The sequence below is a fragment of the Pseudomonas sp. NLJ1 genome, assembly GCF_049486705.1.
In the GTDB taxonomy this organism is placed as follows: Bacteria; Pseudomonadota; Gammaproteobacteria; order Pseudomonadales; family Pseudomonadaceae; genus Aquipseudomonas; species Aquipseudomonas inefficax.
This window is the reverse complement of record NZ_CP137735.1, coordinates 3,467,793-3,480,000: the sequence shown is the minus strand read 5'-3', so window position 1 is coordinate 3,480,000 and position 12,208 is coordinate 3,467,793. Positions and strand designations below refer to the sequence as shown.

Here is a 12,208-nt window from a genome sequence, read left to right as displayed (position 1 = left end):
TCGACGATGTTCTTGGTGCCTTTCACGCCATGCAGCAGCTTCTCGAAGTGCGGCGCCAGCTCGGCGGCGGCCTGTACCAGGTTTTCCTTCTGCAGCAGGTCCAGCGCGGCGATACCGGCGGCACAGGCTACCGGGTGGGCCGAGTAGGTATACCCGTGCGGGAATTCCACGGCGTATTCCGGGGTCGGCTGGTTCATGAAGGTCTGGTAGATCTCGCTGCTGGCGATCACCGCGCCCATCGGGATGGCGCCGTTGGTCACCTGCTTGGCGATGCACATCAGGTCCGGGGTCACGCCGAAGGCTTCGGCGCCAGTCATTGCGCCCATGCGGCCGAAGCCGGTGATCACTTCGTCGAAGATCAGCAGGATGTTGTGCTGGGTGCAGATTTCACGCAGGCGCTTCAGGTAACCCTTCGGCGGCGGCAGTACACCAGCCGAACCCGCCAGCGGCTCGACGATCACGGCAGCGATGTTGGAGGCGTCGTGCAGCTCGATCAGCTTGAGCATCTCGTCAGCCAGGGCGATACCGCCCTCTTCCGGCATGCCTTTGGAGAAGGCGTTCACCGGCAGCACGGTGTGAGGCAGGTGGTCGACATCCAGCAACTGACCGAACAGCTTGCGGTTACCGTTGACACCACCGAGGCTGGTGCCGGCGATGTTCACGCCGTGGTAGCCACGGGCACGGCCGATGATCTTGGTCTTGGTCGCCTGGCCTTTCAGGCGCCAGTAGGCACGCACCATCTTCAGCGCGGTGTCGGCACACTCGGAACCGGAGTTGGTATAGAACACATGGTTCAGGTCGCCCGGGGTCAGCTCGGTGATCTTCTCGGCCAGCTGGAACGACAGCGGGTGGCCGAACTGGAAGGCCGGGGAATAGTCCAGAGTGCCGATCTGGCGAGCCACCGCCTCGGTGATTTCCTTGCGGGTATGCCCGGCGCCACAGGTCCACAAGCCGGACAGGGCATCGAAGATCTTGCGCCCCTGGTCGTCGAATAGGTAGCTGCCTTCGGCCGCCACAATCAGGCGTGGGTCGCGCTGGAAGTTGCGGTTGGCGGTGTAGGGCATCCAGTGGGCATCCAGCTTGAGCTGGCTGGCGATACCGGCGGTAGCGGTTTCGGGCATGTTCATCGGCGGTTCCTCGGAAGACGATTAAGCAACGATGGATGTTGTTGCAGCTAAATTGGCACGGCGATAAAGTCTGAAAAAGCCAACATTTCTAATCTTCAGACAGGCCCTGACTAAACTAATGAGCCGACGCCCCGATCCACTCGCCCAAGTCAGCGATTTCGACATCCGCCTGCTGAAGATCTACCGCAGTGTCGTCGAGTGCGGCGGCTTCTCGGCCGCGGAAAACGTGCTGGGCATTGGCCGTTCGGCCATCAGCCAGCAGATGAACGACCTCGAACAGCGGCTCGGCCTGCGTTTATGCCAACGCGGGCGCGCCGGCTTCTCGCTGACCGAAGAAGGCCGCGAGGTCTACCACTCAGCCCTGCAACTGCTCAGCGCCCTGGAAAGCTTCCGCACAGAGGTCAATGGCCTGCACCAGCATTTGCGTGGCGAGCTGAACATTGGCCTGACCGACAACCTGGTGACCTTGCCGCACATGCGCATTACCCACGCGCTGGCCGAACTCAAGGACCGCGGGCCCGATGTGCGAATCCAGATCCGCATGATCGCACCCAGTCAGGTCGAGCACGGCGTGCTCGATGGCAGCCTGCATGTCGGGGTAGTGCCGCAGACCAGCCCGCTTTCGGGCCTCGAGTACCAACCGTTGTACAGCGAGCGCTCGCTGCTGTACTGCGCGGTCGGCCACCCGCTGTTCTATGCCGACGACCAGCAGATCGACGACGACCGCCTGAATAGCCAGGAAGCCATCACTCCCACCTTCCGCCTGCCGGCTGAAATCCAGGCGCATTACCAGGCGCTGAACTGCACGGCCAGCGCTTCGGACCGCGAAGGCATGGCGTTTCTCATTCTTACCGGGCGCTACATCGGCTACCTGCCAGACCACTACGCCACGTTCTGGGTGCAGCAAGGTCGCTTGCGTGCTCTCAAGCCCCGGCAACGCTTCTATGACCTGAGCCTCAGCTGGGTCACGCGCAAGGGCCGGCGGCCGAACCTGGTGCTGGAAAGCTTCCTCGAAAGCCTGGCTGCGACACGCTGATGCCAGTCTGTGCCGCAAACGCTTGTCACTTCGGCACAGGCAGGTAATCTTGTCCGACAGCCGCAGCCACTGACCCGTACGGAATCGTCCATGACCCTAGAAGTCCCTGCGCATCGCCTCTCCGCCTCGGGCAAGCCCGCGGGCCGCATCCGCCAGAAGAACGAACAGGCCATTATCCAGGCCGCCGAAGACGAGTTTGCCCGCCATGGTTTCAAGGGCACCAGCATGAACACCATCGCCCTCAAGGCGGGGTTGCCCAAGGCCAACCTGCATTACTACTTCACCAACAAGCTGGGCCTGTACATTGCCGTGCTCAGCAACATCATCGAATTGTGGGATAGCACCTTCAACGCTTTGAGCGTCGACGACGACCCTGGCGAAGCCCTGAGCCAGTACATCCGCACCAAGATGGAGTTCTCGCGGCGCAACCCGCAAGCTTCGCGGATCTTCGCCATGGAGGTGATCAGCGGCGGCACCTGCCTCAGTGAGTACTTCAGTGCCGACTACCGCGAATGGTTCCGCGGCCGGGCCGCAGTGTTCCAAGCCTGGATCGAAGCCGGCAAGATGGACCCGGTCGACCCGGTACACCTGATCTTCCTGCTGTGGGGCAGTACCCAGCATTACGCCGACTTCGCCACCCAGATCTGCCAGGTAACCGGCCGCAGCCGCCTGACCAAACAGGACATGGAAGACGCGAGCAACAATCTTATCCACATCATTCTGAAGGGCTGCGGCATCAAGCCGGTTGCCTGATCGTCATTTATGCCTTCTACCCTGCTCGACCTCTGCGAATACCGCGAGGAAATCCGCAAAAGCCGCTTCATCACCCTGGCCGGGCCGATCAGCAGTGCCGCCGATGCGATGAGTTTCATCGAACGCCACAGCGACCTGGCCGCCACCCACAACTGCTGGGCCTGGAAGCTTGGCGCCCAATACCGCAGCAGCGATGACGGCGAACCTGGCGGTACCGCGGGGCGGCCGATCCTCGCGGCCATCGAAGCGCAGGACTGCGACCAAGTGGTGGTGCTGGTGATCCGCTGGTACGGCGGCATCCAGCTGGGCACCGGCGGCCTGGCCAGGGCCTATGGCGGCGGCGCCAACAAGTGCCTGCAACAGGCCCCCAAGCGGCTGCTGGTGCAGCGCAGCGAATTCACCTGCAGTTGCAGTTTCAGCGAACTGGCACTGGTGAAGCTGCGCCTGGCGGAGGTTGACGGCCTGGTCCTGGATGAACAATTCACCGCCAATGGCGTGGACCTGCTGATTGCACTCGGCGACACCCACCTTGCGCCACTGCAGCAGCAGTTGGCCGACTTGAGCCGCGGGCGCATTCTGCTCGAAGCACGTTGAACATTGCCCACAGCAACTGTGGGCCGGCCTGTGGATAAGCTTGGGGCACTCGCTTGCAGGCTAATGTTTTCAAGGCCCGCAGAGCTTTGATCATATTTTGATCACTGTTTGATGACAGCCGCAACGTGCTGAATGCGCGGGAGTTATCCCCAGCGCAAGGCCGCAAGCGCCAGTCTGCGGCTCCTCAGCTTGCACACAATAACTGTGGAACAGCCTGTGGATAACCCGTGCGTCAACAGGCGAAGCTCCCGGCCACGCAAGGCTACGGGGCGACTGATCGTTTTTTAACCAGCTAGCGGGCAAGGCTTGAGATTGCCGGGGCTGCTTTGCAGCCCTTTCGCGACACAAGGCCGCTCCTACAGGGGATCGCATACTCCTGTAAGAGCGGCCTTGTGTCGCGATGGGCCGCAAAGCGGCCCCGGTGCATTATCCTCAATACCTTTCCTCGCCAACCGATCACGGAGCGCATCCACATGGCTAACGCAAAAACCGCACTTATCGTCGGCGCCTCGCGCGGGCTGGGCCTGGGCCTGGTGCAACGCCTGCACGAAGACGGCTGGAACATTACCGCCACCGTGCGCAACCCGCAGCAGCCCGGCGCCCTGGCGGATGTGCCAGGCGTGCGCATCGAACAGCTGGAAATGAACGACACAGCCCAGCTCGATGGCCTGAAGCAACGCCTGCAAGGCCAGGTGTTCGATCTGGTGTTCGTCAACGCGGGCGTCATGGGCCCCCTGCCACAAGACCTGGAGACGGTGCAGAACAAGGACATCGGCGACCTGTTCATGACCAACGCCGTGGCGCCTATCCGCGTGGCCCGCCGCCTGGTCGGTCAGGTACGCGAAGGCAGCGGCGTGCTGGCCTTCATGAGCTCGATCCTGGGCAGCGTGACTATCCCCGACGGCGGCGAAATCTGCCTGTACAAGGCCAGCAAGGCGGCCCTGAACTCGATGATCAACAGCTTTGTCGTGGAACAGCAACGGCCCGACCTGTGCGTGCTGGCCATGCACCCGGGCTGGGTGAAAACCGACATGGGTGGCGAAAACGCCGAGATCGACGTACTGACCAGTACCCGCGGCATGCTCGAACAGATCAAGGCACAAAGCGGCAACGCTGGCCTTCGCTTCATCAACTACAAGGGCGAACCCTTGGTCTGGTGATTCACCAGGTCGCAGCCTGGCCGGGCGCAATGCCCGGCCAGGCTCTGTAGAATGGCGGCAACCGTACCTGATCGAGATGACCCACTATGTATGACTGGTTGAACGCCCTGCCCAAGGCCGAACTGCACCTGCACCTGGAAGGCTCGCTGGAGCCCGAGCTGCTGTTCGCCCTGGCCGAGCGCAACAAGATCGCCTTGCCCTGGGCCGATGTGGAGACCTTGCGCGGTGCCTATGCTTTCAACAACCTGCAGGAGTTCCTCGACCTGTATTACCAGGGCGCCGACGTGCTGCGCACCGAGCAGGACTTCTACGACCTGACCTGGGCCTACCTGCAACGCTGCAAGGCGCAGAACGTCATCCACAGCGAACCGTTCTTCGACCCTCAGACCCACACCGACCGCGGCATCCCCTTCGAAGTGGTGCTCAACGGCATCAACCAGGCGCTGAAGGACGGCCGTGAACAGCTCGGCATCAGCAGTGGCCTGATCCTCAGCTTCCTGCGCCACCTCAGTGAAGAGCAGGCGCAGAAAACCCTCGACCAGGCGCTGCCGTTCCGCGACGCGTTCATCGCCGTTGGCCTGGACAGCTCGGAAATGGGCCACCCGCCGAGCAAGTTCCAGCGTGTGTTCGATCGCGCCCGCAGCGAAGGCTTCGTCGCCGTGGCGCATGCTGGCGAGGAAGGCCCACCCGAATACATCTGGGAGGCCCTGGACCTGCTGAAGATCAAACGCATCGACCACGGCGTGCGCGCCATTGAGGACGAGCGGCTGATGCAGCGCATCATCGACGAGCAGATCCCGCTCACGGTGTGCCCACTGTCGAACACCAAGCTCTGCGTGTTCGACCACATGAGCCAGCACAACATCCTCGACATGCTCGAGCGCGGCGTGAAGGTAACCGTCAACTCGGATGACCCGGCCTACTTCGGTGGCTACGTCACCGAAAACTTCATGGCCCTGCACACCCACCTGGGCATGACCGAAGACCAGGCCCGCCGACTGGCGCAGAACAGCCTGGACGCGCGGTTGGTATGACTGGAACGGCGACGTTGCGCTCAACCGACCTGTAACGTCGCCACGCGGGCAATGCGATTGATCTGCTGGATACCCAGCGCAGAAATATGCAATGCCCGCGAATCCTCGGCCTCGCGCATCCAGCCAGATTGCAGGAACAGCCGGAACAAGGCCTGCCCCAGCACGCCGCCCAGGTGCGGCCCCTGGTCGTTCCACTCGGTGCAGCGGCAGATCACACAGCCACGTTGCTGATGCGGCGCCAAGGCGTCGATGTAGACCCCGACCAAAGCCAATTGCGTCCGCCCCTCCTCGCTTACCATCAGCTGTCGACCACTACCCTCCAGCCAGCCGGCCACCACCAGACGGTGATACAGCTCACCGGCCAGTTCCCCGCCCAGGTGATCGCCACAGCGACGCGCCCTGCGTATCGACATGGGCAGCGATGATACCGGCGCCTTGGCCCGTTCCCCCCTGGCGCTCTCCAACTGGACACTGGCCAAGGCCTCCACCGCTGCCCCGACTTGCGGGGTGGCCAGCCGGAAATAGCGCTTGCGGCCCCGTGCTTCATGCCGGAGCAAGCCGGCCGACGACAACAACGAAAGGTGAGCGCAGGCCGATGACGAGGTCAGGCCTGTCATTACCGCGAGTTCGTTGGCCAGCCGCGGCGTGCCATCGATCAATGCCCACAACATGGCACTGCGCTTGGGGTCGGCCATCAGGCTGGCAATCTGGCTGATACTGCTGGCTGCGTTCATGTCCCTGTAACTCCCTGCAAGTTCACTTTGTGGATGCGATGGCCACCCCTGGCAGGGAAGCGCCTCTCGCTGGCACTGGCCTGGTTCGCCAGTATAAGCCGCAAAAAACGCCATTCAGGCAGCGCCACGCAGTGGCACCACCGGCAAAAAACCACTGGGTATACCTACCCATGGCAAGCAGCGAAACTGTGCGCGAAACCTGCCTGGACCGCGCGGGCAAGCAGCCCGGCACACATGGCAGGAGCAAGGAAACGACAGGCGGAAAAAACACCGGATGCAACTTCGGACGCGGCCGACAACCAATTTCCACAAGTAGCGCAAGCTAAAGCGAAGGTTCCACGGGCTTGCGGGCATTGCGTCCCAAGCAGGGAAAAACATGTAGAAAACGTTTCCGCCGACCGTCAGTCAGGTCACTGATGCAGGTCATGGCAGGCAGAAGGTGTAACGCTACACTTCATCCGCTCTCCCCCTTTGGAGGTATGCCGCGATGAAAATTGTCGTCAGCGCGTCGAGCCGAAACCCAGCCTGCCCCTGGCAGGTCCAGCTCGATCAACACGTGGTCAGTTTCCGCAGCGAGGCCGAGGCGCGTGCCTTCGTCGCCACGCTGGAGAACCGCCTGCAGGCACCTCACCCGCTTATGCGGGAGCCTTGGCCGACAGGCGTCGGGTCAGCAGCGCGACACTGACCACCAGCGCCCCGCACAGGCTGATCACCAGCGCCATCGGCACCGCACTGCCATCATGCAGCAGCCCGACCAGCGCCGCTGCGCCGGCGGCGACGCTGAACTGCAGGCAGCCCATCAGCGCCGAGGCACTGCCGGCCCGTGCGCCCTGCCCGCTCATGGCACAGGCAGAGGCGTTGGGGATGATGCAGCCGAGGCTGGAGATGCAGACGAAAAGCGGTACCAGCAGTGGCCACAGCTGTGTTGGATGCATTGCCGCCACGCCCAGCAACACCAGGCCCGCAGCCAGGTACAGCCACACTGCACGCGCCAGCAGGAACGCCGGCCCGCGTTTGGCCAGCAAGCGTGCATTCACCTGCGCCACAAGGATAAAGCCGGCGGCATTGGTGCCGAACAACCAGCCGTAATGCTCGGCCGGCACGCCGTAGAGCTTGATGAACACGAAAGGTGAACCGGCGATGTAGGCAAACATGCCGGCGATGGCGATACCACCGGTCAGGGCATGGCCGATGAACACCCGGTCAGCGAACAGGCGCAAGTACTGGCGCAAGGCGCCAGACAGCGGTTGCCGCGGTATGTGCTCGGGCAGGCTTTCCGGCAGGCCCAGGCTGACCGCCAACAGGCAGCCGGCGCTGAACAGGCTCAGGGCGAGGAAGATCGATTGCCAGCCGGCCACGTTCACCAGCACCCCGCCCAGCATCGGTGCCAGGATTGGCGCCAGGCCCATGACCAGCATCAGTTGCGAGAACACCTTGGCCGAGGCCACCGGGTCGCACTTGTCACTGACGATGGCCCGCGACAGCACCATCCCGGCGCAACCGCCCAACGCCTGGACGAAACGCGCCAGCACCAGGGTGTCGAGGTTGGGGGCATAGGCACAGGCCAGGGATGCCAGGGTGAACAGGGTCACCCCGAACATCAGCGGCTTGCGTCGGCCAAAGCGGTCAGCCACCGGTCCGTAGGCCAGTTGCCCGATGGACAGGCCAAGGAAGTAGGCGGCCAAGGTGGCCTGGACATGTTTTTCGTCGGTGGCGAACGCCTGCGCCATGGCCGGGAAGGCGGGCAGGTAGAAGTCGATCGCCAAGGGCCCGAACGCACTGAGTGCGCCCAGGATGAGCACCATTCGCAGGTTCATCAGGAATCCATAGCAGGCTAAGCAAGTGCTCGATTCTACCTGCTGTGGACCCCTTCAGTACGAAAACATTTGCAACAAACTGACCCCTGCAAGGGCAACTGCCTTGCTCACAACCCACGGGCTGGCGAGGTCCCTGTGGGAGCGGGCGTGCCCGCGAAGCAGGCGCCGCGGTGGATGGCACCGGCTGCGCCGGTGTTCGCGGGCGCGCCCGCTCCCACAGGTAAGTGTTCAGGCAAGTTCGGCCTGATAGCCTTCATCGCGAATGGCCGTGAGGATCTGCTCCTGCGCCAATTCACTCTGCACCCGCACCTGCCTGGCCGCCAGGTCGACCTCCACCTTGGCCGCAGCATCCTGCTCCTGCACCGCCCGGGTCACGGCCTTCACGCAATGGCCGCAGGTCATGCCTTGTACATTGAACACTTGCATGGGGTTATCTCCTTCAGGTTTTCCAAGAGTTTCAAGCTTGCCATCGGGGCAAGGTCAAGACTTGCCGACTACAGCCGGGGTGGAAATCCGCGCTCGCGTCGGCCAAGCTGCGCCTTTGATGATCAGGCAAGCAGGAGATTCTTCATGTTCAGGGCAGCATTGGGCGTCGTCGGGCTATTGAGCACGCTGGCTGCAGTGCCACCGGCCAGTGCCGAGGGCAACTCGGACTACAGCGTGCTGATCATTTCCCGGGAGCGCCTGGAGGTGGCCACCAGTTGCGAAATCGGCATCTACCTCAACGATCAGCTCTCCGGGCGCGTGTTCCAGGAGCAGTCCACTTCGTTCAACCTGCCGCCCGGCCCGGTGGACGTGCGCCTGCGCCTGCTTCCCGGGCAAATGCCCGGCTGCGCCCCCGGTGTGGAGGACCAACGCAGCACGCGACTGAACCTGCAGGCGGGCCAGATCAACAAATACCGGATCGCCATGGGGCAACATGGGCTGGAGTTGAAGCGAGCCGGCCTGGGCTATTGACCTTACCTGCGTGGCAAGGTTGATGCTGGAGGCCTGTCCAAGGAGGAGAGCCATGCCCGCATCCACCACATACGACCTGCCGATCTCCGGCATGACCTGCGCCAGCTGTGCTGGCCGGGTCGAACGCGCCCTGCGCAAGGTCACCGGCGCTGAACAGGTCAGCGTCAACCTCGCCACCGAACAGGCCCGGGTCCAGGCCCCGGCCAACAGCCTGCCCGCACTGGTCGATGCCGTACGCGAAGCCGGCTACGGCGTGCCCACCCGCACCGTCGAACTGCAGATTGGCGGCATGACCTGCGCCAGTTGCGTCGGCCGCGTAGAGCGCGCCCTCGGCAAGCTGCCGGGAGTTGAACAGGTCAGCGTCAACCTGGCCAGCGAACGCGCGCACCTCGAAGTGCTCGCTGCCCTCGACGACAACCAGCTGATCGACACCGTGCAAAAGGCCGGTTACAGCGCCAGCCTGCCGCAAACCGCCAGGGACGACCAAAACGCTGCCCAACGCCGCCTGCGTAACGAACGCCTGGCGGTCGGCGCAGCTTTGCTGCTCGCCCTGCCGCTGGTAGTGCCAATGGTGGTGCAGCCGTTTGGCATGCACTGGATGTTGCCAGCATGGGTGCAGTTCCTGCTGGCCACACCGGTGCAGTTCATTCTCGGCGCGCGGTTCTACGTGGCCGCCTGGAAGGCCGTGCGCGCCGGTACCGGCAACATGGACCTGCTGGTGGCCCTGGGCACCAGCGCCGGCTACGGCCTGAGCCTTTACCAGTGGGCGCAAGCCCCCGCCGGCATGGCCCCTCATCTGTACTTCGAAGCCTCGGCCGTGGTGATTGCCCTGGTACTGCTGGGCAAGTACCTGGAAAGCCGTGCCAAGCGCCAGACTGCCAGCGCCATCCGTGCCCTCGAGGCCCTGCGCCCGGAACGGGCCTTGCGCCTGGTCGATGGCCGGGAAGAAGACGTGGCCATTGCCCAACTGCGCCTCGGCGATCTGGTGCTGGTCAAACCCGGCGAGCGCTTCCCGGTCGATGGCGTAGTGGAAGACGGCAGCAGCCATGCCGATGAAGCCCTGATCAGCGGCGAGAGCCTGCCAGTGCCCAAGCAGCCAGGGGACAGCGTCACCGGTGGGGCCATCAACGGCGAAGGCCGGCTGCTGGTACGTACCCAGGCACTGGGTACCGAAACCGTGCTGGCACGCATCATCCGCCTGGTGGAAGACGCCCAGGCGGCCAAGGCTCCGATCCAGAAGCTGGTCGACCGGGTCAGCCAGGTATTCGTCCCGGCCGTGCTGGTACTGGCGCTGATCACCCTGGTCGGCTGGTGGCTGGCCGGCGCACCGCTGGAAACCGCGCTGATCAATGCCGTCGCCGTGCTGGTCATCGCCTGCCCGTGTGCACTCGGCCTGGCCACGCCCGCAGCAATCATGGCCGGCACCGGGGTCGCCGCCCGCCACGGCATTCTGATCAAGGACGCCGAAGCCCTGGAGCGTGCCCATGCGGTCAACCGGGTGGTGTTCGACAAGACCGGCACCCTCACCTCCGGCAGCCCACGAGTGGTCCACAGCGAGGCGCAGGTGGGCAGCAACGCCGACCTGCACCGCCTGGCCGGCGCCCTGCAGCGCGGCAGTGAACACCCGCTGGCCAAGGCGGTGCTGGATGCCTGTGCCGAACAGGGTCTGGAGGTACCCACCGTCGCCGACAGCCAGTCGCTGACCGGGCGTGGCATCGCCGGGCGCGTGGAAGGCCGTGAACTGGCGCTGGGCAACCGCCGCCTGCTCGACGAAAGCGCATTGCCACCCGGTGACCTGGCCGCCAAGGCCCAGGCCTGGGAAGCCGAGGGGCGCACCCTTTCATGGCTGATAGAACGCGGCGCGCAGTCGCGGGTGCTGGGCCTGTTCGCCTTTGGTGACAGCCTCAAGCCCGGCGCCGCGCAGGCAATCGATACCCTGCACGCGCAACACATCAGCAGCCACCTGCTGACCGGTGACAACCGCGGCAGCGCCAAAGTGGTGGCTGAAGCGCTCGGCATCGACGACGTGCATGCCGAAGTGCTGCCAGCCGACAAGGCCGCGACCGTGGCCGCGCTCAAGCAGGATGGTGTGGTCGCCATGGTTGGCGATGGCATCAACGATGCGCCGGCTCTGGCCGCCGCCGATATCGGCATTGCCATGGGCGGCGGTACCGATGTGGCCATGCAGGCCGCCGGCATCACCCTGATGCGCGGCGACCCCCGCCTGGTACCGGCCGCCCTGGAAATCAGCCGCAAGACCTATGCGAAGATCCGCCAGAACCTGTTCTGGGCGTTCATCTATAACCTGATCGGCATCCCGCTGGCCGCGCTGGGTTATCTCAACCCGGTACTGGCCGGCGCCGCCATGGCCCTGTCCAGCGTCAGCGTGGTGAGCAACGCGCTGTGGCTCAAGGCTTGGAAACCCATCAGCAACAACCAGGAGGCCCCATGAACATAGGCCAGGCCGCCCGTCGCAGCGGGCTCAGCACCAAGATGATCCGTTACTACGAGTCCATCGGCCTGCTCAAGCCCGCCACGCGCAGCGACAGCGGCTACCGCCTGTACCAGGCGGAAGACTTGCACAGCCTGGCCTTCATCAAGCGCTCCCGCGACCTGGGCTTTTCCCTCGAGGAGGTCGGCAAGCTGCTGACCTTGTGGCAGGACCGCCAGCGCGCCAGCGCCGATGTGAAGGCGCTGGCCATGCAGCACATCGATGACCTGAACCGGCGCATCGAAGAGCTGGTGAGCCTGCGCGATACCCTTGGCGAACTGGTATCGCACTGCCAGGGAGACGAGCGCCCGGACTGCCCGATCCTCAAAGACCTGGCCAATGGCGCTGCGGGTGGCTGCTGTCACTGAGCCAGCCCGCAATCCTTTGGTATGCCATATACGTCCAAACACGACCGAATAGTCACCAACTGCGACTTTCTCCAATAAATACGGGCGTTTTCCTACATTAAACCCGGATGCTGCCGATGCAATTGATACCTGCCTCG

General features: G+C 63.9%; 13 protein-coding genes (1 of these 13 running past the window's edge). 9 read left to right on the top strand and 4 right to left on the bottom strand.

Features of this window, described 5'->3' with window-relative positions; translation table 11 throughout:
* Positions 1-1,127: the 5' portion of an aspartate aminotransferase family protein gene (locus tag R9B85_RS15700; protein ID WP_112254165.1), read on the bottom strand. 220 nt of this gene lie to the left of the window's left edge; the window shows 1,127 of its 1,347 coding nt (coding positions 1-1,127); the start codon lies at positions 1,125-1,127; the stop codon falls past the left edge of the window.
* Positions 1,128-1,245: 118 nt separating this feature from the next.
* On the opposite strand from R9B85_RS15700, the gene R9B85_RS15695 reads away from it, so the two are divergent.
* The 5 genes from R9B85_RS15695 (at position 1,246) to R9B85_RS15675 (ending at position 5,704) form a co-directional block, all read left to right on the top strand.
* Positions 1,246-2,163 (top strand): LysR family transcriptional regulator, encoded by a 918-nt coding sequence (locus R9B85_RS15695; RefSeq protein ID WP_025337589.1) that lies wholly within the window; start codon positions 1,246-1,248, stop codon positions 2,161-2,163.
* Positions 2,164-2,253: 90 nt separating this feature from the next.
* A complete protein-coding gene (locus R9B85_RS15690; protein WP_112254164.1) occupies positions 2,254-2,916 on the top strand; it encodes a TetR/AcrR family transcriptional regulator in 663 nt (220 codons plus the stop codon).
* 9 nt (positions 2,917-2,925) lie between these two features.
* The gene (locus R9B85_RS15685; RefSeq protein ID WP_112254163.1) at positions 2,926-3,510 is read left to right on the top strand and encodes an IMPACT family protein; all 585 of its coding nucleotides are present in this window, start codon (positions 2,926-2,928) and stop codon (positions 3,508-3,510) included.
* Positions 3,511-3,983: 473 nt separating this feature from the next.
* Positions 3,984-4,670 (top strand): SDR family oxidoreductase, encoded by a 687-nt coding sequence (locus R9B85_RS15680; RefSeq protein WP_112254162.1) that lies wholly within the window; start codon positions 3,984-3,986, stop codon positions 4,668-4,670.
* A gap of 86 nt (positions 4,671-4,756) precedes the next feature.
* Positions 4,757-5,704, top strand: coding sequence for an adenosine deaminase (locus R9B85_RS15675; RefSeq protein ID WP_112254161.1), 948 nt, complete (start codon positions 4,757-4,759; stop codon positions 5,702-5,704).
* Between the two features lie 20 nt (positions 5,705-5,724).
* On the opposite strand, the gene R9B85_RS15670 is transcribed toward R9B85_RS15675, so the two are convergent.
* Positions 5,725-6,438 carry an ArsR/SmtB family transcription factor gene (locus tag R9B85_RS15670; protein WP_112254160.1) on the bottom strand — a complete coding sequence of 238 codons (714 nt, stop codon included), beginning with the start codon at positions 6,436-6,438 and terminating at the stop codon, positions 5,725-5,727.
* Positions 6,439-6,925: 487 nt separating this feature from the next.
* On the opposite strand from R9B85_RS15670, the gene R9B85_RS15665 reads away from it, so the two are divergent.
* Positions 6,926-7,123 (top strand): hypothetical protein, encoded by a 198-nt coding sequence (locus R9B85_RS15665; RefSeq protein WP_112254159.1) that lies wholly within the window; start codon positions 6,926-6,928, stop codon positions 7,121-7,123.
* Here R9B85_RS15665 and R9B85_RS15660 read toward each other — a convergent pair.
* Both R9B85_RS15660 and R9B85_RS15655 read right to left on the bottom strand, forming a co-directional pair.
* A complete protein-coding gene (locus R9B85_RS15660; RefSeq protein WP_112254158.1) occupies positions 7,074-8,255 on the bottom strand; it encodes a multidrug effflux MFS transporter in 1,182 nt (393 codons plus the stop codon). The two genes, R9B85_RS15665 and R9B85_RS15660, sit on opposite strands and share 50 nt — an antisense overlap.
* Positions 8,256-8,483: 228 nt before the next feature.
* Positions 8,484-8,681, bottom strand: a complete 198-nt coding sequence (locus R9B85_RS15655; protein WP_087503147.1) for a heavy-metal-associated domain-containing protein — start codon at positions 8,679-8,681, stop codon at positions 8,484-8,486.
* Positions 8,682-8,825: 144 nt separating this feature from the next.
* On the opposite strand from R9B85_RS15655, the gene R9B85_RS15650 reads away from it, so the two are divergent.
* The 3 genes from R9B85_RS15650 to cueR are packed head-to-tail and all read left to right on the top strand — an operon-like array spanning position 8,826 to position 12,071.
* Complete coding sequence (locus tag R9B85_RS15650; RefSeq protein WP_112254157.1) at positions 8,826-9,212, top strand: hypothetical protein; 387 nt, start codon at positions 8,826-8,828, stop codon at positions 9,210-9,212.
* Positions 9,213-9,264: 52 nt separating this feature from the next.
* Entirely contained in the window at positions 9,265-11,664 is a 2,400-nt protein-coding gene (locus tag R9B85_RS15645; RefSeq protein ID WP_423770349.1) for a heavy metal translocating P-type ATPase, read from the top strand.
* Positions 11,661-12,071, top strand: coding sequence for a Cu(I)-responsive transcriptional regulator (gene cueR / locus R9B85_RS15640; RefSeq protein ID WP_112254155.1), 411 nt, complete (start codon positions 11,661-11,663; stop codon positions 12,069-12,071). The genes R9B85_RS15645 and cueR overlap by 4 nt, the downstream gene beginning before the upstream one ends.
* Positions 12,072-12,208 lie beyond the last annotated feature (137 nt).

Coding starts and splice junctions, on each gene's coding strand:
- R9B85_RS15660 (WP_112254158.1), bottom strand. CDS start 8,255: ATGAACCTGCGAATGGTGCTCATCCTGGGCGCACTCAGTGCGTTCGGG.
- R9B85_RS15670 (WP_112254160.1), bottom strand. CDS start 6,438: ATGAACGCAGCCAGCAGTATCAGCCAGATTGCCAGCCTGATGGCCGAC.
- R9B85_RS15690 (WP_112254164.1), top strand. CDS start 2,254: ATGACCCTAGAAGTCCCTGCGCATCGCCTCTCCGCCTCGGGCAAGCCC.
- R9B85_RS15675 (WP_112254161.1), top strand. CDS start 4,757: ATGTATGACTGGTTGAACGCCCTGCCCAAGGCCGAACTGCACCTGCAC.
- R9B85_RS15655 (WP_087503147.1), bottom strand. CDS start 8,681: ATGCAAGTGTTCAATGTACAAGGCATGACCTGCGGCCATTGCGTGAAG.
- R9B85_RS15650 (WP_112254157.1), top strand. CDS start 8,826: ATGTTCAGGGCAGCATTGGGCGTCGTCGGGCTATTGAGCACGCTGGCT.
- cueR (WP_112254155.1), top strand. CDS start 11,661: ATGAACATAGGCCAGGCCGCCCGTCGCAGCGGGCTCAGCACCAAGATG.
- R9B85_RS15665 (WP_112254159.1), top strand. CDS start 6,926: ATGAAAATTGTCGTCAGCGCGTCGAGCCGAAACCCAGCCTGCCCCTGG.
- R9B85_RS15685 (WP_112254163.1), top strand. CDS start 2,926: ATGCCTTCTACCCTGCTCGACCTCTGCGAATACCGCGAGGAAATCCGC.
- R9B85_RS15680 (WP_112254162.1), top strand. CDS start 3,984: ATGGCTAACGCAAAAACCGCACTTATCGTCGGCGCCTCGCGCGGGCTG.
- R9B85_RS15645 (WP_423770349.1), top strand. CDS start 9,265: ATGCCCGCATCCACCACATACGACCTGCCGATCTCCGGCATGACCTGC.
- R9B85_RS15695 (WP_025337589.1), top strand. CDS start 1,246: ATGAGCCGACGCCCCGATCCACTCGCCCAAGTCAGCGATTTCGACATC.